This is a genomic window from Psychrobacter sp. L7, from assembly GCF_002810365.1.
Taxonomy (GTDB): domain Bacteria; phylum Pseudomonadota; class Gammaproteobacteria; order Pseudomonadales; family Moraxellaceae; genus Psychrobacter; species Psychrobacter celer.
Map to the genome: position 1 here is coordinate 1 of NZ_NEXR01000009.1, position 26,515 is coordinate 26,515.

The 26,515-nt window shown below is 47.7% G+C and carries 18 protein-coding genes, 2 tRNA genes and 2 pseudogenes; 7 read left to right on the forward strand and 15 right to left on the reverse strand.

What is annotated here, in order from left to right; translation table 11 throughout:
* The 12 genes and pseudogenes from CAP50_RS09060 to CAP50_RS09105 all read right to left on the reverse strand — a co-directional run.
* Positions 1–449, reverse strand: a 449-nt coding sequence (locus tag CAP50_RS09060; RefSeq protein ID WP_172953109.1) for an IS630 family transposase, incomplete at its 3' end; no start/stop codon positions are given.
* Positions 415–768, reverse strand: a complete 354-nt coding sequence (locus CAP50_RS09065; protein WP_075100793.1) for an IS630 transposase-related protein — start codon at positions 766–768, stop codon at positions 415–417. The genes CAP50_RS09060 and CAP50_RS09065, both read right to left, overlap by 35 nt.
* A gap of 159 nt (positions 769–927) precedes the next feature.
* Positions 928–1,854, reverse strand: a complete 927-nt coding sequence (locus CAP50_RS12935; RefSeq protein ID WP_446737509.1) for a YadA-like family protein — start codon at positions 1,852–1,854, stop codon at positions 928–930.
* Between the two features lie 12 nt (positions 1,855–1,866).
* Positions 1,867–3,072, reverse strand: a pseudogene (locus CAP50_RS12940) (trimeric autotransporter adhesin AtaA); the annotation flags it as partial.
* Between the two features lie 1,746 nt (positions 3,073–4,818).
* Positions 4,819–5,301, reverse strand: a pseudogene (locus CAP50_RS12945) (hypothetical protein); the annotation flags it as partial.
* Entirely contained in the window at positions 5,207–7,036 is a 1,830-nt protein-coding gene (locus tag CAP50_RS09075) for an ESPR-type extended signal peptide-containing protein (RefSeq protein WP_100749776.1), read from the reverse strand. The pseudogene CAP50_RS12945 and the gene CAP50_RS09075, both read right to left, overlap by 95 nt.
* A 710-nt stretch (positions 7,037–7,746) precedes the next feature.
* On the reverse strand, positions 7,747–8,235 hold the full coding sequence (locus CAP50_RS09080) for a M48 metallopeptidase family protein (protein WP_100749777.1): 489 nt from the start codon (positions 8,233–8,235) through the stop codon (positions 7,747–7,749).
* A 256-nt stretch (positions 8,236–8,491) separates the two neighbouring features.
* Positions 8,492–10,537: a choline BCCT transporter BetT gene (gene betT, locus CAP50_RS09085; RefSeq protein WP_100749778.1), complete on the reverse strand. Its 2,046-nt coding sequence runs from the start codon at positions 10,535–10,537 to the stop codon at positions 8,492–8,494.
* Between the two features lie 356 nt (positions 10,538–10,893).
* Positions 10,894–12,594, reverse strand: a complete 1,701-nt coding sequence (betA, locus tag CAP50_RS09090; protein ID WP_100749779.1) for a choline dehydrogenase — start codon at positions 12,592–12,594, stop codon at positions 10,894–10,896.
* A gap of 158 nt (positions 12,595–12,752) precedes the next feature.
* Complete coding sequence (gene betB, locus CAP50_RS09095) at positions 12,753–14,267, reverse strand: betaine-aldehyde dehydrogenase (RefSeq protein WP_100749780.1); 1,515 nt, start codon at positions 14,265–14,267, stop codon at positions 12,753–12,755.
* Between the two features lie 115 nt (positions 14,268–14,382).
* Positions 14,383–14,958 carry a TetR/AcrR family transcriptional regulator gene (locus tag CAP50_RS09100; protein WP_100749781.1) on the reverse strand — a complete coding sequence of 192 codons (576 nt, stop codon included), beginning with the start codon at positions 14,956–14,958 and terminating at the stop codon, positions 14,383–14,385.
* A 31-nt stretch (positions 14,959–14,989) separates the two neighbouring features.
* Entirely contained in the window at positions 14,990–15,334 is a 345-nt protein-coding gene (locus CAP50_RS09105; protein WP_100749782.1) for a DMT family transporter, read from the reverse strand.
* Positions 15,335–15,951: 617 nt separating this feature from the next.
* On the opposite strand from CAP50_RS09105, the gene CAP50_RS09110 reads away from it, so the two are divergent.
* The 3 genes from CAP50_RS09110 (at position 15,952) to CAP50_RS09120 (ending at position 17,622) form a co-directional block, all read left to right on the forward strand.
* Positions 15,952–16,027 (forward strand) — tRNA-Asn (locus CAP50_RS09110).
* 202 nt (positions 16,028–16,229) lie between these two features.
* Positions 16,230–16,559 carry a CopG family transcriptional regulator gene (locus CAP50_RS09115; RefSeq protein ID WP_075100607.1) on the forward strand — a complete coding sequence of 110 codons (330 nt, stop codon included), beginning with the start codon at positions 16,230–16,232 and terminating at the stop codon, positions 16,557–16,559.
* A gap of 328 nt (positions 16,560–16,887) precedes the next feature.
* On the forward strand, positions 16,888–17,622 hold the full coding sequence (locus tag CAP50_RS09120; protein ID WP_100749783.1) for a hypothetical protein: 735 nt from the start codon (positions 16,888–16,890) through the stop codon (positions 17,620–17,622).
* Between the two features lie 160 nt (positions 17,623–17,782).
* Here the strand turns inward: CAP50_RS09120 and CAP50_RS09125 are convergent.
* From CAP50_RS09125 to CAP50_RS09135, 3 genes are all read right to left on the reverse strand, one after another.
* Positions 17,783–17,873: transfer RNA gene (locus CAP50_RS09125), tRNA-Ser, on the reverse strand.
* 92 nt (positions 17,874–17,965) lie between these two features.
* Positions 17,966–19,054: a type I glyceraldehyde-3-phosphate dehydrogenase gene (locus CAP50_RS09130; RefSeq protein WP_241900734.1), complete on the reverse strand. Its 1,089-nt coding sequence runs from the start codon at positions 19,052–19,054 to the stop codon at positions 17,966–17,968.
* A 127-nt stretch (positions 19,055–19,181) separates the two neighbouring features.
* Positions 19,182–21,095 (reverse strand): AAA family ATPase, encoded by a 1,914-nt coding sequence (locus tag CAP50_RS09135; protein WP_100749785.1) that lies wholly within the window; start codon positions 21,093–21,095, stop codon positions 19,182–19,184.
* A gap of 284 nt (positions 21,096–21,379) precedes the next feature.
* On the opposite strand from CAP50_RS09135, the gene exaC reads away from it, so the two are divergent.
* The 4 genes from exaC to CAP50_RS09155 all read left to right on the forward strand — a co-directional run bounded on the left by exaC (position 21,380) and on the right by CAP50_RS09155 (position 26,415).
* Positions 21,380–22,906 (forward strand): acetaldehyde dehydrogenase ExaC, encoded by a 1,527-nt coding sequence (gene exaC, locus CAP50_RS09140; RefSeq protein ID WP_075100603.1) that lies wholly within the window; start codon positions 21,380–21,382, stop codon positions 22,904–22,906.
* Between the two features lie 97 nt (positions 22,907–23,003).
* Positions 23,004–24,032 carry an alcohol dehydrogenase AdhP gene (adhP, locus tag CAP50_RS09145; RefSeq protein ID WP_172953111.1) on the forward strand — a complete coding sequence of 343 codons (1,029 nt, stop codon included), beginning with the start codon at positions 23,004–23,006 and terminating at the stop codon, positions 24,030–24,032.
* A gap of 233 nt (positions 24,033–24,265) precedes the next feature.
* On the forward strand, positions 24,266–24,592 hold the full coding sequence (locus CAP50_RS09150) for a DUF779 domain-containing protein (protein ID WP_075100601.1): 327 nt from the start codon (positions 24,266–24,268) through the stop codon (positions 24,590–24,592).
* A gap of 194 nt (positions 24,593–24,786) precedes the next feature.
* Positions 24,787–26,415: a GMC family oxidoreductase gene (locus CAP50_RS09155; RefSeq protein WP_100749786.1), complete on the forward strand. Its 1,629-nt coding sequence runs from the start codon at positions 24,787–24,789 to the stop codon at positions 26,413–26,415.
* The last annotated feature ends 100 nt before the right edge of the window (positions 26,416–26,515 follow it).

Here is a 26,515-nt window from a genome sequence, read left to right on the forward strand (position 1 = left end):
AATTTTGCCTGTGCCCACTTCTTTTCAATGGGATTTAGATCAGGGCTGTAGGGTGGCAACCAAAGAATACGATGGCCATGTCTGTTCAGTAGTTTTTGAATGCATTTGTTCTTATGAAATCTAGCATTGTCCATCACGATCACACATTTTGTTTTAAGACTTGGTATTAGCGTGTGTTTGCACCAGTGGTAGAATATGCTGCTGTTAATATTTTGCTCAAAGTAATCTAAGGCAAATAACATTTTTTCATAGAGCGCACCAATAACGTTAGTGCGCTTTCTTGCTTGCCAGTTATAGCTGTCGATACAGGGTTTACCTATCGGTGCATAGCCATGAGAACGAATGGTTTCAGCCTCAAAGCCGCTTTCATCCATGTACACAATGGGATAGCCTTGCTGCATAAAACTATTGAGCTTACTCTGATACGCTGCTCTTTTTATTGGACACACTTTTGGATGCTCTAAGGTCTTTTTTTTGACTGATACCAAGGCGCTTTAGGGCAATATCAATGCCTGACTTGCTACAGCCTAAACGTTGAGCTCGCTCGTACATGTAATCGTCTGGATACTGCGCGACGTCTTTGAGAAGTGCTTCATTTGGTATTTTACTGGGTGGCTTATCCCGAGTTTGTTTGATACTTGGATTTTTCAGCCAACGCTGTAAAGTGGTTTTGCTGATGTCATAGAAAATACAAGCTTGACGAATGCTCATGTCTTTGTCTTTGACGCTTTTTATAACTTGCGTTCGAAAGTCTGCTGAGTAAGTCATAATGATTATATCTTTCTCTTTATTTTAAAAGCATTGTATCTTATTTATAAAAGACTGACTATATACAGATTTTTTCATTATACATCCCTAAATATGTTTTATAAGTGAGTTGACAGCGTCTACTCATGGGTAAACGCTGTCACGACATCGCAAGGTCGATTAGAAATGGAAGCCTGCACCCACTGCGCCGCCAGCATTGCCTTGGGTATCTGCGGTGCCATTGACTTTAATGACCCAGCGGCCATTGTCAGACACTTTAGACACACCAATTGCCACGGCACTTTGACCATTATAAGTGGCGATACCACCGCCGACCATCGACTTACCAGGGATGTAAGCTTGTGGCAGTGAAGACATTGCCATTGCTGCCGAAATACCCGCATTGGCATCGTCTTCTACTTCATTGATTTTGTAACCGAGCTCATTGACGCTGTTACTGAGCTTCCCATCAAGCGCATTAAGCTGACCAAGGTTGACAGCATCATTGACTTCGATGCCATCAGCGACACCAGTGATTGTTTTATCACCGGCATTGATACCGTCTGTGGTCATGCTTGGACCCTCTTTGATGGTGATGCCATTATTGCTGACTGTGGTATTACCTGTGGTCACACTATCAGCCGTGACACTGTCCACACTGATATTGCCGTTTAAGTCAAACTTGATACCGTCACCAGTGGCAGAGGTGGTGATATTATTGCCGCCTTCAAACTTAAGCGCACTACTGTCACCAATAGGCTTGTTGATATTATCCCCAGTGTCTGCCCCAAAGCTAAGACCTGTATCGAGCCTGTCAGTATTGGCTTGGATATTATCAGCATTGACTTGGATGTCTTCGTTGGCCTGAGCATTACCTTGGTTAATAGAAGCAATAGCATCGCTAATGTTGCCTTTACCAGTCCCACCGATATTATTAGCAGTTAGGTTGCCATTTGCATCATAAGTTGCATCACCACCGATAATACCCGCGACATCGCTACCAAGATTATGCAATTGACCACCATTGATGGCATCAGTACTACCTGCAGCGATAGAGCCGCCTTTGACATTGGTGATAGTGGTACCTGCTGCGCCGCCTAATGTAATGCTGCCTTTATTGACAGTATCATCTGGGTTTTTGTCGTATTGCACGGCAGCGTTACTGAGCGCTTCATTGCTATCACCCAACGCATCACTGACTGCTTTTAGCTGTGAGACGTTGACCGCATCGGAATCCGCCGTACCTGCGGCAACGCCAGTGACTTGACGATATACGTTATTAGCCGCATCACCCACAGCAACTGCGCCTGTAGTACTGGTTGTGGCAGCAATAGCAGCATTGCTAACGGCCCCAAACCCTGCGATACCCGCGCCCGTCATCGCTGCAGAGCCGGTACCCAATACTACCGAGCCTTCGACAGTTTGAGTCACATTATTACCGAAGACAAAGGTGTCATTACTATTAATTGTATTGTTATTACCCACTGAGTAACTGTTACTGCCATCAATAATACTTGGATCACCAAAGGCACCAGAGTTATCGCCATTAACAACGTTGCCGGTACCGATACTAATGGACTGATTACCTAACGCTTGCGCGCCATCACCAATAGCAATTGATGACTCACCTGTTACCTCTGACCCTTTACCTATAACGACAGAGTTTGTCGCATCGGCCGAGGCAAACGTGTCATGACCTAGGGCTACTGTGCTGTCAGCGCCGGCTTCGATAATGGCGTTGACACCGATGGCAGTAGAGTCAAGACCGCCTGCGCTTGAGTCATTGGTCACACCGTTAGCAATGTCGCCTTTGCTTTGACTACTAGCATTGGTATGCGCAAATTTTACGCCTTCCGTGTTCATTTTTTGCACCGTCTCACCGATGGTCAAGCGATCAGTGACTTCTTGGCCTTCTTTATTGTAGGTTAAGAATAAAGATTCTAATTCATTGTTATTTACATTGTTGTTAACCACTTGATCTGCCAAATTTACCGTGACCTCATCACCGTTTTTATCAAAAACTTTGACCTTAGTAACACTATCAAGCTGACTTTTATTAACTGCATCAGAGGCGTTGATACCATTGGCAACGTTAGTAAGCGTCGTTCCACCACTAACGACGATGTCGTTATCATTGTCATCTTTACCGACGATAGCTGGTGTACCAGCGAAGCTGACTTGGTCATAGTTTACTGTATCATCAGTATTACGATCATACTGAACCCCGCCTGCGGTAATATTGCCAGTAATGGCGTCTAACTGACCTTTATTCACTGCATCGCCAGCGTTTATGCCATCTTTTAGGTTGGTGATGGTAGAGCCACCGGCATCAATGCCACTTGCAGTAATGCTTGGACCGGTTGCATCACCTTGGGTGTCTGTGAAGCTGAGGCCGCCTTGATTAAATATACTGCTGTTACCCGTTGCATCTGTAACAGTAAAACCATCAGCGCCATAGTTGCTGGTGCTGGTACCGTCAGTGACGCTTGTACCTGCCGTGGTGATGGTGGTTGCATTGCCTGCACCATCATCAACTTTGACACCATCGCTATTAGTGACGGTGTTGCCGGTGGTTACGCTGTCAACAGCAATGTTTTTGGCCAGCTGTACGCTCAGACCACCGGTACCGTTTGCGACCACACCGATATTACCTGCGGTTAGGTTGTTTGAGTCCGTCTCGCCACCTGTGATGGTCAGTGTGTCGCCAAGGTTACGATCAATCAATGTACCATCGTCACCTTGGAAGTTAAGACCAGCGTTGGTTAAGCCTGTAACTGCCGTATTTACATCGCCTGCGTTGACGGCATTGTTTGCATTGGCAGCAAGAGTAATGTCTCCTGCACTGGCAACGCCTGTTAGTTGACGATTAACGCCATCGGTATTGGTAAAGTCAACGCTGGTACCGCCCGTTTGAGCGCCAACGGTGATCGCGCCTGTGCCTGCGTCTTGACGGACAATACCGGTGCGACCAGCATTGATGTTAGCGATGTCATCAGTGTTGGTGGTAGTACGACCATCTAGGTTGGTGAGCGCGTCGCCAACGTTGTTGACGATGGTGTTGCCGTTATCAAGCTCATAGCTTAGGTCATTAACTGTGCCTGTGGCTGCGTCATAGCTTGCACCGCCGCCTAAGTTGCTTGCTGTGCTGTTACCTAAAGCGTCAGTCTTCGCGTCACCTGCACTTGCTATCGCGTCTAGTTGGCCTTTGTTAATGGCTTGGTCAGCTGCAGTTGCGTCAGCCACACCACTGATCTGCCCCGTCGTTCCGTCCAATACGATGTTGTTAGTCACTGGGTTAGAGGGGTCGGTGTTGTCAACGCCGCTTATACTAATACGACCTGTACCAACAGTCGTACTGTTAGTGCCGTCTGTAGCGGTGAAGCCTTCTGCACCGTAGTTGCTAGTGTTCGTGCCGTCAGTGACCGTGGTGCCAGTACCGGTGGTGGTGGTGACGTTGTTGCCAGTGGTGATGGTATTGCCTGTCGCGGTGCTGACATTGGTGTTGCCTTGATCATCACTTAAGCTTGAGCCGGCAGCGGTATAGTTCGCGCTGTTGTTATTGTCATCAACCACGCTTGTACCAGCAGTGGTGATGGTGGTTGCATTGCCTGCACCATCATCAACTTTGACACCATCGCTATTAGTGACGGTGTTGCCGGTGGTTACGCTGTCAACAGCAATGTTTTTGGCCAGCTGTACGCTCAGACCACCGGTACCGTTTGCGACCACACCGATATTACCTGCGGTTAGGTTGTTTGAGTCCGTCTCGCCACCTGTGATGGTCAGTGTGTCGCCAAGGTTACGATCAATCAATGTACCATCGTCACCTTGGAAGTTAAGACCAGCGTTGGTTAAGCCTGTAACTGCCGTATTTACATCGCCTGCGTTGACGGCATTGTTTGCATTGGCAGCAAGAGTAATGTCTCCTGCACTGGCAACGCCTGTTAGTTGACGATTAACGCCATCGGTATTGGTAAAGTCAACGCTGGTACCGCCCGTTTGAGCGCCTACTGTGATCGCGCCTGTGCCTGCGTCTTGACGAACAATACCGGTGCGACCAGCATTGATGTTAGCGATGTCACCGGTGTTGGTGGTCACTCTGTCATTGGTGGTTCTGAGCTGCGCGACGTTTACCGCATCAGAATCATTGGTACCTGCTGCCAATCCAGTTAATTGACGGGTAACTCCGTTATCACTATCTCCTAAAGCTACAGCTGCTCGAGTAGATTGCCACACATTTGATGTTTTGGTAGTTGCGCCACCCGTAGAAGGGTCAAAGCCTTTAATACCTGCTTCTATATTAGCTATAGAGTCTGCACCAATGGCAACACCACCTGCTTTATTTGCTTTAGCTCCTGCGCCAATAGCAGTACCATTTGCAGCTGCAATAGATTCTCGACCAATAGCCAATGCATCTACACCTGAAGTGTTTGCCAATCGACCTATGGCAATACTAGCTTCACCCTTGACCCTTGACCCTTGACCGTTGACCGATAGCAATTCCGTAAGAGCTTGCAACGTCAGCTGTATCACCACCAACAACAGCGTTGTCACCAATTGCAATACTGCGGGTATTGTGTGCCTTAGCCTTATTACCAAGCGCCACCCCAGCAGAGGCTGCAACAGCTTCACTGCCTATCGCCGTTGCATCAGAGCCTAATGACCCAGCTTTATTACCAATGGCAACCCCCCTATCATAGATGGATGTTGTCGCATCAGTACCGAGAGCAACAGAGTTAGTCCCCCTAGCCCATGCTTTATTACCAATAGCAACTGCACCGAATGATATGTTAGCTCCCGTATCGGGTTCCCTGGCAACCTTCGCCCCAAGCCCCATAGCGATAGAGCTATAATGACCATCAGCAACTTCAGCATCTTTACCAATGGCTATTGCATTGGTGCCTTGTGCACCGTCATTGTTTACGTTACCACCAGCTGTAGAATTCACGCTGAAATACTTGACTTTATTGTCTGCAACTGTTTGGTTCAGCTGACCGAAGTTCACCGCGTCATTGTCATTAACGCCATTAGCGACACCTGTCAGTGTACGGGCATTGCCTGTTGAATTTGTGAAATCAACGCTTGTACCACCAGTAGCAGCGCCAACAGTGATTGGACCCGTGCCAGTATCTTGACGGACGATACCGGTACGGCCATTGGCCAAATCAGCAATGTTACCTGTGTTAGTTGCAACATTGGTATTTGTGTCCTCTAAAGCTGAATTAGTAGCAGCCAACTGGCTGCCGTTAATCGCATCGGTGCTGTCTGCACTAATTTTACCACCAGCAACATTCTTTATTTGCCGTTCAAGCCCTGTCATACCAACAGAGACTTGCGCACCTGTCTTGACATCTGTACCGTCAAGCACACTACCAGCAAAGTTGTAAGTCTTGCCACCTATAACGACTGTTTTTTCGGACGTAGCATCGTTATCGGTCTGAGCACCTGCCCCCAATGCTACAGAACCTGACTTTGTAGCTGTAGCTGATACCCCAAAAGCTGCAGAACCCACACCAATAGATGTTGCCTGAGTACCAAACGCTGTTGATAGAGCGCCAATAGACTGCGCTTGCACACCAATAGCGACAGAAGCAGGGCCTGCAGTTTCTGTACCGATGTACTGCTTTCTATTAACGTCTGGAATATTTGGGTCATTTGCGCCGTTTGCGTCTGTGTAGACTAAATCGCGACCGGCAAACTTTTTAAAGGCCTCATTTACATCGCCACTATTTAAACCGTTATTAGATGTACCATCTATATTTCTACTGGATGCTGAGTCTAAATCATCACCACCGATAGCGATAGAAGAATTACCGCTAGCTCGAACATTGGCACCCAAACCTACCGATTGATCGCCCTTTGTTTGAGCGTCATAACCTATAGCGACGCTCTGTGCGCCTTGGGTTTCTCCTGCGTCTACCTTAGTAGTTGCGTTGCCGCCTATCGCTATGTTGTTTCTACCACTAGCATCGCTACCGCAGCCAATAGCAATATCACCGCTAGATCTATCTGCTGCAGTACTGGGATTGCTAGTAGCATCACAAACTTCAGTATCTATTGAATTAGGTCCTACGACAGCCACTACCTGCATACTAAACCCAGAGGCTGCAAGCCCTGTACATATTGCCGTCAAGCGCATCAGCTTCGTTCCTGAGCTTACCGCACTCGATGCCGCTGAGCCAGAGCTCACCGCACGATTCGATGACTTACCACGGGCTTTGGCATATTCGGCAACTGCCATAAAGCAGCCAAGCGAGCGATTCCAGATAACTTTATAATTACGGTTCATGATGTACTTCCCTTACTATCAATTAAGCATTTTTTATAATGGCAAAATTTATATCTTTAATGCAATATAATCAGATAATTTCACGCTTTATATAGACACACTCATAAAATATAAAAAATTTTATAATCCGGTTTTATTACAGAGTTACTCTCTTATAAAACATGATAATACACATGTACACATAGTCAACTTTATTATAGTATTTAATGATAATTTAAATAAATTCACTTATATTAATATATTAATTCTTAAATAAGAATATATAATGTATTTACTTTTTCCCTTAAAGAAATTAGGGTATTTATTATTTTTGTGGTTTTTATGCTGTCGTCTATGTTCTTGATTACACATGAGCCAATACAGCACTATAGGTCATAAACATGACAGTTTGAAGTCACAGATCTTCGTCAAGCCTTATACCGTACCTACCTTGTTATGCTTTCTACATTATAGGATGGTTATACCTATAGTTAGCTATGGTTGATTGGCAGTATTTGATTCGATAACATAGGCTTAAAATTAACTTTTATCTGACCGTATAGAAAAAACAAAAATTATCTTTGGTAATAAATTGTAAAAAACCATTGTTTTATTTGGAAGCCAAAAACAACTATGTCATCAAATATAAAAAACTTAAAACATATATTTTAAATAGATGATTTTTTTGGTTATATAGTTTTTTTCGGTTCGTGCTCAAATGCGAAAAATTTCTAAAACTCACGCCAGTGCAGCCACAAACGCGTGTCTAATTCAAACTGATGATACTCTGGCTCCATATGACAGCATAATTGATAAAATGCTTTGTTGTGCTCATGCTCCTTAAAATGTGCCAACTCGTGCACGACGATCATGCGCAAAAACTCAGGCGGCGCTTCTTTAAATAAGCTGGCCACCGTAATGCTGTTGTGCGATTTGAGCTTACTACCTTGGACGCGAGACTGCGTGGTATGAACCCCCAGCGCCTGTTTGAGGACTTTTAATTTGCTGCTATAACTGACATTCGATAGCGGGCCGATTTTGCGCATAGACTGGTTTTTTATGTCGTTTATATATTGATAAAGCGCCTTATCGCTTTGCACTTGGTGCCGATTGGGATATTTGCTTTCTAGATAGTCGCCCAGCCTGCCCTCATTGATGAGCCGAGCCGCTTGGCTTTGAATATGTTCAGAATAATGAGCGAGGTACTTGAGTGTGGTCACAGATTTGTCCTTTTATATAGGGTATGTCTTAGTCAAAATACTTTGAGTACACTATGGTACTGCTGGTATAGATATCATGTTTCACTGACTATACTTTAAAATTTATCTCTATATATTTTACCTTATACCACCTATTGACCTATCGTCAGCTCATAAATAAACCCCATAAGCTAACTGTAACTTATGGGGTCATCTAAAAGACAATCTTGTCACGGTATCTAGCCAGTTAACATCTGGTTATTCAACATCTAGATAATTAACGCTCTAAATGTAGATACTGCAAATGGCACTCATACTGATGCAAGATATCGACCAGCACTTGCTCTTTGGTGTAGCCAACCAAGTCGTACTCCTGTGAGCCATCGCTTAAAAACACCTCAGCACGGTAGTAAAACTCAGCATGCTTGGTTGAGGTATTTAAGGTGAAGTTTGGACGCTCAGCTTTGATGAGATTGACCTCATAAATAAAGTCATCTTCATCGCCATGACCGACGCGCAGCTTGATACCATCTATTTGACCATTGTCATCGTCTAGACCTGCATCGAGATCGTCACCGATATTGGCCAAATTTCGCACATCCAATGACGTCTTTAGACCGCCAGCTCTTAGCTCTTTTTCGACATCACTCATGGCAGGTTTGACGATGTTTTGTAAAAACCGCTCGACTTGCGTATGGCTTGGAAAACTAACAATACGCTGCAGACGCGCTTTCCAGCTCTTACCGCTATCAAGCACGTTTGCGGTGCCAACCGTACTGGCTTTGCGCTTATTGCCCTCTTCTTTTAGGCTGCGCCACATCGACATCATGTAAAGCACCAAAATCAGCGAAAACGGCAAACCTGCGATGACAGACACCGACTGCAACGAGGCAAAGCCGCCGGCGAACAGCAAGCCTAGGGTAATTAAACCTGTTGCCGCTGCCCAAAACAAACGCAGCCAAACCGGCGCATCAGTATCATTGGTCATACCTTTTGAGCTGAGATTGGCCAGTACTAGCGCACCAGAGTCCGCTGAGGTCACAAAGAAAATAAGCCCGATAACCACGCCAGCGAATGATAAAACATCACTAAAAGGGAAGTACTCAAACAAGGCAAACATACCCATTGCCGCGTCATTGATGGCGATTTCACCAAGCTCCGTCGCGCCATTGGCCACCAAGTCTATCGCTGAGTTACCGAAGATAGAGAACCAAGCAAAGATAAAGCCCAGCGGGATAAACATCACACCAAAGACAAACTCACGCAAGGTACGGCCACGGCTAATACGCGCAATAAACAAGCCGACAAAGGGTGCCCAAGCAACCCACCATGCCCAGAAAAATATCGTCCAGCCTGATTTCCAATCGGCACCAGCGCTGCCGTCATAAGCATAGACGTCGAATGTTTTGAAAACGATGGTTTGGAAGTACTGACCGATACTTTGGGTAAAGGTGTTGAGCAAGTACACAGTATTGCCCATCACCAGTATCGCGATCAATAGCAATATCGACGAGAGCATATTGAACTCAGACAGGCGGCGTACGCCCTTTTCTACACCGGTCATCGCTGAGATGGCGGCAGCTAAGACCACGCCCAAGATAATCAAGCTCTGCACCATCTTGCTCGACTCGATACCGAAGACATGCGTCAAACCTGCGTTGGCCTGCAACACGCCGATGCCTAAGCTGGTGGCAATACCCATCAAGGTACAGACCACGCCAAAGGTATCAATGCCATCACCGAGCCAGCCTTTGACTAGGCGCTCGCCAAAGATAGGTGTCAGCGGTGAGCGTAGCGCTAGCGGCATGTTTTTGCGATAAGCAAAGTACGCTAGCGCCATACCAATCAGCGCATAAATACCCCAGCCATGCAGACCCCAATGCAAAAAAGTCTGAGATAACGCTTGGCGCATCGCTTCGGCACTGGCAGGCTCTAGCCCCGTATGCGGGGTGAGATAATGCATCAACGGCTCAGAGGCACCAAAAAACAATAAATCGATACCAATACCAGCCGAAAACAGCATCGCTGCCCATGCTAAAAAGGGAAACTGCGCTTTTTCGTGGTCCTGCCCCAGCTTGATATCGCCGTATTTTGAAAAGCCTACAAATAATGCAAAAATACTATAAGCAGCCACCACCAGCATGTAATACCAGCCAAAGCTCTCTGACACCCACGCCATGCTCGCGCTTAATAATGCCTCACTATAATCTGGCAAGGCAATCGTCCAAACAATCAATAAAATAGAAATAATCGCTGAGCCTAAAAAAACCGCTTTATTTAGACTCAAGGGTTTCGTCGCATCTTCTGATGGCGAGCTGTACATAAAAGACCTCAATAGGTAAATGAAACACCGTATGATATTGCTTTGTCCGTCATAAACTGACGACTCATCGCCACATTATGTGTCCATAAATGCATGACGCACAAAGCAGTACCAATCAATAAAAATTTGCTAAACAGTCCGCAGACCCCTTAGCAACACCTTTAAAAAATAATGAAAAGATAATCGGCGCAAAATAAAGCCGATATGCTCATTTGCGTGCGGTACTGATGATGTCAGTGCTCACAAGAGTACCAGCAAATCTGCACTGATAAAAAAGACCTTTACGTTGAAAGGCCTTTTATTTGAAATTGACGTTATATTATCCTGATATCCTGCCTACTGGCTGGCACGTTTATTTATACAGTCGTATGATAAGCACTCATTGGCTCGGCTCTGAGCGGTGCGCCATTGGCGACATAATAATCCGCTGCCGAGCGTGGTAATTGCTTGCCGCGCATCTTATCGACGATTTTTTCGGCCAGCATAATGGTGGTGGCGTTTAAGTTGCCGCTGATGATATTTGGCATAATCGACGCATCGACCACGCGTAGGCCATCGATACCATGTACCAGCCCTTCACCATTGACCACCGAATCATTGCCCTCACCCATCGCACAGGTGCACGACGGATGATAAGCGGTCTCGCTATGGTTGCGGACATACTCATCGAGCTGCGCATCGGTCACCAGATCATCGGTCGGCGCAATGGCGCGGCCGCGATACGGGTCAAGCGCTGGCTGATGCATAATCTCGCGAGTGATACGCATCGCCGCGCGGAACTCCTGCCAGTCTTGCTCATGCGACATATAGTTAAATAAAATGCTTGGATGCGCGTTGGGATCTCTTGAAGTGAGCTTGACGCGGCCACGACTCGGTGAGCGTAGTGAGCCCACGTGCGCTTGGAAGCTGTGCGATTTTACCGCACTGCGACCATCGTAACGCACCGCTAATGGCAAGAAGTGATACTGGATATTAGGGTGAGTAAACTTCTCATCGGTACGGATAAAGCCGCCACCTTCGAATTGATTGGACGCGCCAAGACCAGTACCATTAAACAACCACTCGGCACCAATCGCAGGCTTATTCCACCATTTATTGGCAGGGGCAATCGACACCGGCAATTTACATTCGTACTGCATATACAGCTCTAAATGGTCTTGTAGGTTGTTACCCACGCCCGGTAACTCTAAAACCTCGTTAATCCCCAAGTCTTTGAGCCACTGACCAGGGCCAATACCAGAGCGCTGCAATAATTGCGGCGAAGCGATAGCACCCGATGAAACAATCACTTCTCGAGCGGCATAGAATTTTTTGGTTTGACCTTGATGCTCAACTTTGACGCCGACCGCGCGCTTACCATCGAATAAAATCACATCGGTCAAGGCACCGGTCAAAATCGTAATATTGCTACGTGGTTTGGCACGGTCGAGATACCCGCGTGCCGTTGATGCGCGGCGACCATTTGGCGTGACAAAACGATCCATTGGCCCAAAGCCTTCTTGCTGATAGCCGTTTAAATCCTCTGTACGCGGATAGCCAGCTTGCACGCCTGCTTCAATCATCGCTTCAAACAGCGGATTGACGCCAGGTTTTGAGGTGGTCATCTCTACCGGACCACCGACGCCATGATAGTCATTTTCGCCTGCATCGCAATTTTCTGACTTTTTAAAGTAGGGCAAACAGTCGAGATACGTCCAGTCCTCTAAGCCTTTGATTTTGGCCCAGTCATCAAAATCGAGCGCGTTACCACGGATATAGCACATGCCATTGATGAGTGATGAGCCGCCAAGCCCTTTACCGCGGCCACAGTCCATGACGCGGTTATTCATATATGGCTCAGGGTCGGTTTTGTAGCCCCAGTTATAAGTAGTGCCTTGTAGCGGCATCGCGAGCGCCGCTGGCATCTGCGTGCGAAAGTCTAGTCGATAATCAGGTCGACCAGCTTCTAATAGCAACACCTTAATGTTGGCATCTTCGGTCAAGCGCGTGGCCAGCACGTTTCCGGCTGAGCCTGCACCGACAATGATGTAGTCATATTCAGGTGTGGTTGATGTCATAAAACGCTCCATAATAGTAAAATACGTCATGCCATCAGTAAGCTCACATCATGCGGGTATATCCGCCTACAGGACGCGCTTACTGACGACAGCTTTCTTTGTACATTAAAACAGGTGGTTAAAACAGATGGTTAAAAAAACAAGCAGTTAACAAGCCATTAAAATACTGACTCAAACTTACCTAGCTCGACTTGAATAGATTTGGTCTGTGTATAGTGCTCAAGGGCCTCGATGCCATTTTCGCGGCCGATACCTGAGTGCTTATAACCGCCAACTGGCATTTGCGCCGGCGACTCGCCCCAAGTATTTAACCAGCAGATACCCGCCTCAATCTGACCGATAACACGATGCGCGCGGGTTAGATCTTTGGTCACCACCCCTGCGGCCAAGCCGTACTCAGTATCATTGGCACGGCGAATGACTTCTTCCTCGGTCTCATAAGTCAATATCGACATTACTGGACCAAAGATTTCTTCGCGCACGATGGTCATATCATCGCTGCAATCGGTAAACACCGTCGGTGCGACAAAGGCACCATTGGCAAGCTCGCTGGTTGTTACTCGCTCACCGCCCGCTAATAGACGCGCGCCGCCCGCTTTACCTTGCTCGATATAGCCAAGCACTCGCTCCATATGCGGGAAGCTCACTAGCGGCCCCATATTGATATCTTCATCCATCGGATCACCGAGTTTGATACGTTTAACCCGCGTCAAAATCGCTTCTTCAAACTTGGCTTGTAGCGCTTTTGGTATAAATACACGCGTGCCATTGGTACAGACCTGACCGGTGCTATAGAAGTTCGCCATCATGGCGATATCCGCTGCCATATCGATATCGGCATCCTCAAAGATAATCAATGGCGACTTACCGCCCAGCTCTAAGGTCACGTCTTTGAGCGACGATGATGCCGCACTTGCCATAACTTTTTTGCCCGTTGGCACCCCGCCTGTAAACGAGACTTTGGCAATATCAGGATGCTGAGTTAATGCTTGACCTACTTGATAATCGCCTTGTACGACGTTAAAGACGCCATCTGGCATGCCAGCTTCGGTAAAGACTTCCGCCAGTTTCAGCGCCGTTAACGGCGTGACTTCTGAAGGTTTAAAAATCATCGCGTTACCTGCGGCCAACGCTGGCGCAGCCTTCCACATGGCGATCTGAATCGGATAGTTCCATGCGCCGATACCAGCGACGACGCCAAGTGGCTCACGGCGCGTATAAACAAAGCTGCTATCACGTAGTGGAATCTGGCGGCCCTCAATCATTGGCGCAAGCCCTGCATAATATTCAACGACATCAGCACCAGTGACGATATCGACATACTTAGTCTCAGAGTAGGCTTTACCGGTGTCCTTGGTTTCAAGCAATGCCAGTACGTCATTGCGCTCACGCAATATCTCTACTGCCTTTGACAAAATACGGCCGCGCTCAACTGCGGTCATCGCTGCCCATAGTTTTTGGCCTTGTTGCGCCGCCTTTACTGCTTCATCAATTTGCTCAGCGGTGGTTTGCTGAATGGTCGCCAGCACTTCACCTGTCGCTGGGTTGATATCGTCAAAGGTAGTCAGCGACTCGTCGACCGTCAGATAGCGACCGTTGATATAAGCGGTCTGTGTCTGTGTTAAATCAATAATATCTTGTAAATTATTTACGTTTGTCTGAGTAGTTGTCATAAGTTCTCCTTAGGGCGACTAAAGCTTTATAAAAAAGCGTTCAGTAAATCATGCCGTCATGGGTTAAAGGTCAAATTTCCTGTGTGCGTGTTATTGACCAAAGCTGTTTATCAAGTTATTGGTCAAAGTCTTGCTGCGTCATATTTATCAAGCGCTCACGTATTGAGGCCTTGTCCGAGATATCGATACCCGAAAAATCAGAGAGCCAAATACCATCGGCGACCAGACGTACCATACATAGCGTTTCGGTATTGTCGGTATCCGCGTGTTTTTTTAGCTGCTCATTGGACCACTCAGCCCAGCGTTCGCGTAGCATCCGGTCTCCTAGCATCAACACATACAAGGTCGCTTGGCTATTAAACTCTGCCTGCCCTTTTTCGCCCAAGCTAATAGTGGCATCGATATAAGCGCGGGTAAACGAGCCGTAGCTGACCGGATCTTTTGCCATGGCGGCATTGACTTCTGCCTCAAACTTGGCCATCGCATCATAAAATACCTCTAAGATAAGCGCGTCTTTGGTAGCAAAGTGATGCATCACTCCGCCTTTGGTCACGCCGACGGCATCTGCCACCGCTTGAAAGGTCACTTTAGACAAGCCCTGCTCTAGCGTGATACGCGCTGCTTGATCGAGCAGCGCCCGCCGCACCAGCTCTGGCTGTTTTTTACGTTTATGCGCGTTTTGTGTTTCCATTTTTGTGTCCATGTTCATTTTTACCTACCTGTCAGTGCACCACCGAGTTTGACAATACGTTCATCACCACCACGCCGCCGACGATCATTGCAATGCCGACTACCGCCGCGGTATCGAGACTTTGCTTAAAAAAGAACACCCCGACCAGTGAGGTCAGCACGATACCCAGACCGCCCCACAGCGCATAGGCGATACCAAGTGGTATGGTCTTGATGGTCTGGGTCAATAAATAAAACGAGATGGCATAAAGCACGCCCATAATCAAGGTCGGCACCAAACGGGTGAATTGCTCTGACTTGACCAAAAAGGTCGTGCCAACCACTTCACAAATGATAGCGATGGCGAGATAACCGTAAGCAATGATGGTAGGACTCATAGCTAAGACACCTGTGTTAAATCCAGCGTACACGCTTGATTGAGTGAAATGGATAAGCAATAAATAATAGAATGTAGCCCCCAAAGAAACCACACGGTCGGTATTTTATAGAAATAATCCAGCAATGTGAAGGGCAACCCAGCAGTTTTTTTGTTTCAAGCGATGTACAGATTGCTTTTATATTCAAAAAGATAGCCAAGTTGTCTAATCAAATTACCCGCAAAAGCTTGATAACCAACGCTGACAGCAGATTTCTTAATCCATAAATAAAAGTAGCATATCGCTGATATTTTTTTGTTACACGCCGCAGGTAGATGAAGAATTTAACAACACAAACATGCTATCAAGCCTACCTATATCCAGACCTATCCGCCCTAACGCGCCATTTCATAAACACCTCATTCTGAGGTACGCTTATGACATATTAGGGTCGTTTTTATCGCTAAAATGCGCCAAGGACTGAGGGCTGGCAGTCAAATCTCACAACAACTAAAGAATATTTGCGAATAATGTCAAAATAAGGTTGACAGCTTATACCGACTTGGCTAAAATGTGCCCCACATAACGCAGACAGCAATTACTTTTAGCTTGTCATATTTACCGTTATCACAGCTTATTCTCCAATAGCTCAGTTGGTAGAGCAACGGACTGTTAATCCGTGTGTCCCTGGTTCGAGCCCAGGTTGGAGAGCCATATACGAAAAACCTTCATCAATATTTGATGAAGGTTTTTTTATGGCCGTCATTTTTGGCTCAGACAACTCTCTTATTAAATCAGTGATATAAATACCGCTGCGGTGTTCATTTGGCCGATTTTGTTGTATGGTAAGAGTAGTTTGCTTGGGTTCGTTTTGTCTGAATATTTTACTCCTACTCACTAGAAATAATGGTTTATTATGATACCTGTACGTGTAAAAAATAAGTTTTCTGACCATCCGCAAAAAATCATGCGCCCGGTCAGTATTCGGCTGTCTGAAGAGATGATCGCATTATTAGAGACCACCTCAAAAGAGCTGGGCTTTAAGCGTATTCAAGGACTGATTCGCCTATACATTCGTCAAGGGCTTGATCGTGATCATCAAGACTATACCCTAGCGCATGATGAAGTGTTTATCGAGTCTTTACGCAAGCGCGGCGTCAGTCAACACATCATCGATGAGGCCATCGTGGTGACTCACAATAACAACATCTCCCACCCCCTATCCGAGCTACAAAACGACGATTAGCAGAGATGATTAAGAAAGCCGATTCGATATACTGCCGACTATATATAGACGACAATATATAATCGACGATACATAAGCGACAGTATAAAAAACCGCTTTCTTAATGATGAACTAAGATAGGCTGCGTACCAAAAGACTGAGCTTGCCCATTCATGGCGCTCAGTCTTTTTTGTGCGCCAAATGATGGTTGTCGCCCGCACACAGTCTTTAGCCATAATCCAACACAACACCCAAAAAAACCAGCTATATTAAAACCAGCCCTACTCATAACAAAAGCCGATGACAATCACTGTCGTTGGTGCAAAACAAATTGACACGGAGGTGTACGATGGGAGGTTTATATCCGCGTTTTAACCAAGCATTATTGTTGACGATGGCATTGGCATTTCTGCCTGCTCTCTCTGCGTGCTCACAGCCGCAGGCAGATCCTAGCAAAAAAACCATTCCGACCAACTCTGATCAGTGGCAAAAAAAGCTCGGTGATACTTTTGAGCAACTGCCTAAGACCGATCAGCAACTACTCAGTCGCTATATGCTGCGCATGAAACTCAGCGGTGCCTATGAGTCTGGTGCGATGCCGCGCATTACGATCAAACAAGCCTTGATACAGCAGCGTGAATATGAGCGCTTGCATCCCAATAATCCCACGGGCAAGAAAAGCCCCATCATAAAAAGTCAGCAAGCGGCCACGGCCAATGCGCAACACTACCCTGTGGCGCTCTTGCCAGTCAAAAGCAGTGATAGCGACAGTTTAAACCAAGTAAAGCTCCAGTTTATGCTATCCAACCACGGTGAAGTCGCCATCGATAGCTTTAAGGGTACATTGGTGATGAAAGACATCGCTTTGACCCAAGGCAAGCGCTTTAATGTCCCGTTGACTGTGTTTGAGCCTGCTATCAAACCTGAGCAATCTGGCAAAATTATCATCGAAAGTAGCATTGAGGACATCAATGTCATGCGCGCTATCAGAAACACCAGAGACATGACTATTGAGATTAGCGAAGGGACGTTGACACTAGCAGATGGTCAACATGTTGAGTTTGATGAGTCTTTAGCCAAATAAAACGTCACTAGGTACACAACTGGGCATATAAATGAATACGCAGGTAAGAGACTGGCTAAAAAGTAACAAACACTCTCTTGTCATCATTTAAGTGATAAAGCGCGCTGATACACGCCCATAAAAAAAGCCCCAATCATTGTTGATTGGGGCTTTTCGAATTTGGCGGAGACGGAGAGATTCGAACTCTCGAAGGGCTATGAACCCTTGCCGGTTTTCAAGACCGGTGCATTCAACCGCTCTGCCACGTCTCCATTGGTGCATCATTATATAGATATCATTTCATAATGCAAGCAGATAATCTAAAAAAATTAAATTAATTTTTCGATGAGCACAAATCACGGATTTAATGACCGCTGGAGGCCAAATGCAAACACATATCAAGCAGTCTATTGGCATAGCCCCACTCGTTGTCATACCAAGCAAAAACCTTGTACTGCGTACCGACTTGCATCAGCTGCTGACCATCAATAATAAGCGACTCGGTCTGATGGATAAAATCGCTGGATACTAGTGGCTCATCGGTATAGGCCATAATATCACGCAAATGACCGTCGCTGGCGGCTGTCAGTACTTCACGAATCGCCGCAATGCTGACAGGCTGGGTGTCAAAGACAAAGGTCACATCGATCGCTGCAACGGTGATGGTGGGCACACGAATAGAGTGACCATTGACCTTGCCGACCATCGCCGGTAATACACGCTCGGTCGCAGCGATACTGCTCGAGGTCGTAGGTATGATGTTATGGCCCGAGGCACGGGCGCGTCTTGGATCTCGGTGCGCTTGATCGAGCACAGTCTGGTCAGCGGTGACTGCATGAATCTCTGTCATCATCGCGGAGGTGACGCCAAAGACCTTATCAAGGGTATCGATCAGCGGTACCAGCGCTTGGGTGGTACATGAGACGCTCGAGATAATCGGTAACGCCCGCGTCAAGGTATCGCTGTTGACGCCCATCACGATACAGGCATCGACATCATCGAAAGGCGCTGCACCAATGATGACCTGCTGCGCGCCCGCCTCAATATGCAGATGCGCCTGCTCATAAGAGCGAAAATGCCCCGTACATTCCAGTACCACATCGACCCCTAACGCTTGCCATGGCAGGCTCTTGGGATCCGGCTCTGAGAGCATATTGATACAATAAGTCAGGCTGTTTTTGGTCAGGCACAGCTGGGTTTTATTCTCATCCTTACTGGCTACCACCAGCTCAGCTGCCACGCCCAGCTGACTTAAGCGGCCATGCGCACTATCAAACTTTAATAAATGCAATAAAATATCAGCAGGTGCCAAGTCGTTAATTGCCACCACATGAATCGCACGACCCAAGACCTCAAAACGCTCTAATAAGGCGCGCAGTACATTACGCCCGATACGGCCAAAGCCATTAATCGCCACTCGTAATGGCTGAGTATGCTCGCCTGTATAAGCCATCGCGGCGACGGCTGGATCAGAGGTTAGTTGATAAGTGGCACTAGAAAAATCAGGCATAAAAACATATCGCTATAAAGATAAAAAAACACGGCAAATCACTGAGACGATATCACATCATCGCCCAGCCCTATGGGGTAATAAAAATCAAGGCCAGACGAATGGTATTGTAATCGATACGCTGCTTGAGATGCTCAAAGATTGGGCGCAGCTTAACACTGCCATCATCATTAAAGTCATTGGGATTATTGGCGACTTTGATCGCGATATAAGCGGTACCTACTGCCGTCATCACCTCATCGTCTGGGCGCAGATGGTCACAGGCCAAGCTTGGGTCCTGCGCTTTTAACTCTGCAATATGGCGCATGATGGTAGATTGCGACAGCTGGCGCGCTTGTGATATCTCAGCGATAGACAAACTCTCTTCGAGGAGCGTTTTGGTTGCCAGCAAGGTGCTTTGGGACTTATCAGCGGCCTGGTTGCGGCGTTTTTGTTTTTTGTCAATCTTTGCCTGCTGCTGCTCACGGCGCTTTTTTTGTAGCGCCGCGTAGGCATCAATCACTGATTGATTCAGCGTACCGCCCGACTTTAAGATAAACTTGTCATGCGCCTGTGTCAGACTCTCTTCATTGAGCATGGCATAGTTGGCATCCGCCTCTTCGGAGAGCGCCAAAAACCGCTTGTCCGCCCCGCGCGCGAGTGGATCTAACTGTAGACTCATCTCATTCATGCCAAGTAGCTGCAGCCCTGCTAACGACTTGAGGCGTGAGAGCGCCACATAGCCTTGACCCAGCTCAAAAGTGCGCGACAGATCAATCTCTGCGGCCTCTAGGGTCATACCTTGCGACTTGTGAATGGTAATTGCCCAAGCCAGACAAAGCGGTACTTGGCTGTAGCTTGCCAGCACCTCCCCTGTCTCATCTTCGATGATCCACTCTTCTGTCTCAGCGACGACCTCACGGCCTGAGTTTAGCCGCACCACAGGCATTTTTTGCGTGGTGGGCTTTTTGGTTTTTGCCGTCTGCTTGTCTGACGTATCTGTCTTTTTGGCCGTCTCTGCGTCATCGTCTGCATCGACTTCTTCAATTAAGGCTTCGCTATTGCCCTTACCATCGTCTATCTTGACAGCGGCAAAGCCAACCAGCTCCCCCATGGTGCCATTCGAGACGCCAAGCTCGGTGTTGTTTTTAATAAACATCACCTTAGCGCCGACTTTGAGCGTCAGCTCATCTTGGGTACGCACGGTCTTTTTGAGAGTGTCGACCAGCTTACTATCGCCCGTCGACGTCGCCTCAAAACGCATCATCTCGCCATCTAGGGCGGCCAGCTCTTTGTCATTGATTTTATTGACGTTGAGATTGTGAGTATACAGTCGGGTGCGCTTGATATCGACGTCTTGATCATAGGTCGCCTCTAGTGCCGCAATCGCCTCAAAGGTGACTTCCTGACGGCGAATTTGGTTGAGAATGTCATCCAAATCCAGTCCGCCATTGGCCGCCTCGCTCACTTGACGATGCTGCTCAGACAGATAGCAAATATGAAACTTGGCATCGAGCCATGCCTCAGACATAAAGGCAAACTTTTCGCGGTTGCTCTCGCCGCGACTGCCAATCGGTGGCAGCTGAAAAAAGTCGCCGGCAACGACCACTTGGATACCACCAAAGGCACTGTCATTTTTGCGCACGTGTTTGAGCACTTGATTGACTAAGTTTAGCTGCTTAGCATGCAGCATCGATATCTCATCGATGATAAGTACCGCTGTTTCTTTTAGGCGATCTGCCAAAAACTGCTTGCGCGATAGATTGCTCAAATCGCGCTCCGTCAGCTCATCTTTGATGCCTATTCCTGACCAGCTGTGAATGGTGGTGCCGCTCATGTGCGTCGCTGCAATGCCTGTACTGGCCGTGACCGCCACTGGCACACGGCGCGCGCGCAAATAATCAATATATTGGTTAAGAGTATAAGTCTTACCCGACCCTGCCGATCCAGTCAAAAAAACGTTTTGACCTGTTTTTAAAATATTAAGAGCAGAAGATTGACGCATATATCCAAACCAATAAGTAATAAAAGAAAATAGGAAGTAAAAACACCGCATGGCATCGCAACCAAGTGTGCGGCACTGCCATTTAATTATAACAGCTGCACTCACTTTACAAAGCACTTTAGCAGGCGCTAACCGCATAACATAAAGTTATATGATACGAAATATATCATTATAAAAAGTCATTATCTCTCAACGCCAAAGCTCAGTACGATAGAGTCATAGCTTGGTCAGGAAGGCCAAATATTTATGTTTCAATCATCATAATACCCAACAAGGAGTCGTTCATGTTATACGCTTATCCCAATACTGAAAACAGTCCCGTCCAATTCCGCAAAAAATACGACAACTTCATCAATGGTGAGTGGGTCGCCCCCATCGATGGTGAATACTTTGACAACCCAAGCCCCATCGATGGCAAAATCATCTGCCAAGTGGCACGTTCAAAAGAAGCCGATATAGAAAAAGCACTCGATGCTGCGCATGCTGCCAAAGACGCTTGGGGTAAAACCAGTGTCGCTGAACGCGCCAACTTGCTCCTCAAAATCGCAGACAAGATGGAAGCCAACCTCGAAGCCATTGCTATCGCCGAATGCTACGAAAACGGTAAGCCTGTGCGTGAGACTTTGATGGCAGATATCCCGCTAGCTATAGATCAGTTTCGCTACTTTGCCAGTGCCATTCGCGCCCAAGAAGGCGGCATCAGCCAGATCGATGAAGACACCGTTGCTTATCACTTCCATGAGCCACTAGGCGTGGTCGGACAAATCATCCCGTGGAACTTTCCTATCCTGATGGCGGTGTGGAAAATCGCCCCCGCCCTCGCCGCTGGTAACTGTATCGTCATGAAGCCTGCTGAGCAAACACCAGCGTCCGTGCTATTTATGCTAGAGACCATCGGTATCGCTGACATTTTGCCAAAGGGCGTGCTAAACATCGTCAATGGCTTTGGCGTTGAAGCTGGTAAGCCACTGGCCTCTAACCCGCGCATCAACAAAGTTGCCTTTACAGGTGAGACCACAACCGGCCGCCTTATCATGCAGTACGCCAGTGAAAATATCATTCCTGTGACGCTAGAGCTGGGCGGCAAAAGCCCCAACATCTTCTTTGCCGATGTGATGGATGAAGACGATGACTTCTTGGACAAAGCGGTCGAAGGCTTGGTCATGTTTGCTCTCAATCAAGGTGAGGTCTGTACGTGTCCGTCACGCGCACTGGTACATGAGAGTATCTATGATGAATTTATGAAACGCTGTATCGAGCGCGTCAAGGCCATCAAGATGGGCAACCCGCTAGATACTGATACCATGATTGGCGCGCAAGCCAGCTCAGACCAATTAGAAAAAATCCTCTCTTATCTGGATATCGGTAAACAAGAAGGCGCGAAAGTATTGGTCGGCGGCGAACAAGCCAAACATGATGGCGCGCTGGGCGATGGTCATTATGTGCAGCCAACCATCTTTGAGGGCACCAATGACATGCGCGTGTTCCAAGAAGAAATCTTTGGCCCTGTACTTGCCGTCACAAAGTTTAAAGACGATGACGAAGCCATGAAAATCGCCAACGATACCTTATATGGCCTAGGCGCTGGCGTCTGGACTCGTAGTGTACATAAGGCGTATCGCTTTGGCCGTGGTATTCAAGCGGGCCGAGTCTGGACCAACTGCTATCACATTTATCCATCACACGCCGCCTTCGGTGGCTACAAGCAATCAGGTATCGGCCGCGAAAACCATCTAATGATGCTCGATCATTATCAGCAAACCAAAAACATGCTGGTCTCTTATAGTCCCAAAAAGATGGGCTTCTTTTAAGCCTGTCTGTCACGCGCTTTATGGTAGCCACCATAAAGTAATGAGTTGGTAGATATGATATCTATCAACTCACCATCCGCGATAAGGAGAATGCAACGTGAGTAATAAAATGAAAGCGGCCGTATTACATGATTTCGGACAACCCTTGCAGATTGAAAAAGTGGATATCCCAACCCCAGGTGCCGGTCAGATTGTGGTAAAAATGCAAGCTTCTGGCGTCTGTCATACTGACTTACACGCTGTCGAAGGTGACTGGCCTGTCAAACCAAATCCGCCATTTATCCCAGGCCATGAAGGCGTCGGATTGATCACAGCTGTCGGCGACAACGTCCACCATGTCAAAGAGGGTGACCGCGTCGGTGTGCCTTGGCTCTACTCTGCCTGTGGTCACTGTACGCATTGCCTAGGCGGCTGGGAAACGCTATGCGAGCAGCAAGAAAACTCCGGCTACTCAGTAAACGGCAGTTTTGCTGAGTATGTCTTGGCCGATGCCAACTATGTCGGCATCATCCCTGAGGGCGTCGACTCTATCGAGATTGCCCCGGTGCTGTGCGCAGGTGTCACCGTCTATAAGGGTCTTAAAATGACGGATACCAAGCCTGGCGACTGGGTGGTGATCTCAGGTATCGGCGGACTTGGACACATGGCCGTTCAGTACGCCATTGCCATGGGCCTTAATGTCGCGGCGGTCGATATCGACGATGAGAAGCTTGAATTTGCCAAAAAGCTGGGCGCCAAAGTCATCGTCAATGCCAAAGATACCGATCCTGGTGAGTATCTCCAAGAGCAGATCGGCGGCGCTCATGGCGCTCTTGTGACAGCAGTATCGGCCAAAGCCTTTGACCAAGCGCTAAGCATGCTCCGCCGCGGCGGCACCTTGGTGTGTAACGGCTTACCAACGGGCGACTTCCCTGTCTCTATCTTTGATACCGTGTTAAATGGCATTACCATTCGCGGCTCGATCGTCGGTACGCGCCTAGACTTACAAGAGTCGCTAGACATGGCAGCGGCAGGCAAAGTCAAGGCTACCGTCGCGGCTGAGCCACTTGAAAATATCAATGATATCTTTGCGCGGATGCGTGATGGCAAAATCGAAGGTCGCATCGTCATTGACTATAGCATGTAGGCTCATGACGGTGTGATGGGACTGTGATGCTTTAGGCTGGTTCTCTTTTAGCGCAGCACTGGCTTGTTGTATTTTATTTAGCCCTCTTAGTCGTATCGTTTTCACTCACATGCTATCTTTGGTGTGAATGAAGAGGGTACGACTTTTTATATACCTCTGATTTTATACAGATAGTTAAACAATTTACCCAGTTTATTCAGTCAAGACACACCACCAATGATAAGGACATCATGATGAAAGTCACTGCTACCCCATCTTGTAAAGCACTGATCGACTTACTAAAATCCAAGCATGGCGAGCTGATGTTTCATCAGTCTGGTGGCTGCTGCGATGGCAGCTCGCCGATGTGTTACCCCTTAGGCGAGTTTGTCGTGGGCGGCCAAGATGTTTTGGTCGGCCAGCTGGCAGGATGTCCTTTTTATATGGGCAAAGCCCAGTATCAGCTATGGCAACACACCGATCTTATCATCGATGTGGTCGATGGTCGCGGCGCCAGTTTTTCGCTGGAGATACCCGAGGGCAAGCGCTTTATCGTGCGCTCTGAGGTGTGCAAGGTATAGCTGGCAGTTGTCGATGCTACACACCATCATTGCCTCTGTCATATTGCTACAGTCTAAAAGCTGACTATCAAAAACCTATCTGCTGATAAAAACCATTTAACATCGCTATGACTTTGGGTCTATACTGATTGACGTCTGTATCGTCTGGGTCATCACACCCAGCTCAATTAGCATGGAAGCTAAGGAAATATCGTATGGAATCAGATGCAATTTTTGACTACGTCATCGTCGGTGGCGGCTCTGCAGGCTGTGTGCTTGCCAGCCGCCTGACAGAAAACCCAGACATCCGTGTCTGCTTGTTAGAGTACGGCGGCGTAGGCAAAGACCTTGCGGTTCGTATGCCAGCTGGACTTATCCTCATGGTGCCAGGCAAGCCGCTAAAACTTAATAACTGGTGCTTTCACACCACCCCACAAGAGCACCTTAATAATCGTAAAGGTTTTCAGCCGCGTGGTCAGTGTTTGGGCGGCTCATCCGCCATCAATGCCATGATTTATACGCGCGGCAGTGCGCTTGATTATGAGCGCTGGGTTGAGCAAGGCTGTACAGGCTGGGGGTTTGACGATGTCCTCCCCTACTTTATCAAAGCTGAAAACAACATCCACGGCGCAGATGCGCTACATGGCGATAGCGGGCCTTTGCACGTCAGTGACTTGCTCAGTCCGCGCGATATTTCCAAAGCCTTTGTAAAAGCGGCTATCGCCAATGGTTTAGATCACAACCCAGACTTTAATGGCCAAAAACAAGGCGGCGCAGGCTTATATCAAGTCACGCATTTTCATGGTGAAAAGCAAGGTCAGCGCTGCTCTGCCGCCGCCGCTTACCTGCATCCAGTACAACGCCGGCCAAACCTCACTGTCATTACCCATGCTCAAGCCAACCGCGTTATTTTTGAAGACAAAAAAGCCGTTGGCGTCGCTTATGAAAAAGACGGCGTCGAGCATACCGTCATGGCACGTCATGAAGTGATTTTATCAAGCGGTGCTTTTGGCTCACCCAAAGTCCTGATGCTCTCAGGTATCGGCCCTGCCGAGCATCTACAGTCCCACGGGATTGAGGTAATCGTGAATGCGCCCGAGGTCGGCGGTAACTTACAAGACCATCTAGACGTGGTGTTTGATTATGAGGTCAATACCACCGACGTCATCGGTATTGGTATGGCGACGCTCTCAACCTTGGCCAAGAGCATTCGGCAATGGCGCAAAGACGGCACCGGCCTACTGTCCACCAACTACGCAGAAGCAGGCGCTTTCTTCAGTGTCGGTGATGCCCCAAAACAATGGCCCAACATCCAACTGCACTTCGTCATCTCGCGCGTCATCGAGCATGGCCGCGATCTCAAACGTGGATTTGCGGTTTCGTGCCATACTTGCTACTTGCGCCCTGAAAGCCGAGGGACTGTCCGGCTGGCATCGGCCGACCCTGCTGATGCCGTTCTGATCGACCCCAATTATCTGTCGCACCCCAAAGACGTAGAATATATGGTGGCTGGCGCCGAGCGCACTCGCGCCATTATGCAAGAGGCACCCATGGCCACCTACATCACAGAGGACTACCCTGCGCCTTATATCAAAAAAGACGGCATGCTTGGCTTTATCCGCAACAAGTCAGACACCATCTACCATCCTGTCGGTACTTGCCGCATGGGCGCAGATGACGACTCAGTCGTGGATTTGGCATTAAAAGTACGCGGTGTCAGCGGATTACGAGTCATCGACGCCTCCATCATGCCGACACTGATTAGCGCCAATACCAATGCGCCAACGATTATGATAGCGGAGAAAGTCGCTGATATGATTAAGGCTGAGTATCATAGCTCTTAGCACAATATCCTCAAAGTTTCAACGTCTATAAAAAAGAGACCGATCAATTTACCAAAAAAAGAGCCACCAGATTACTCTAGCAGCTCTTTTTTGGACTCAA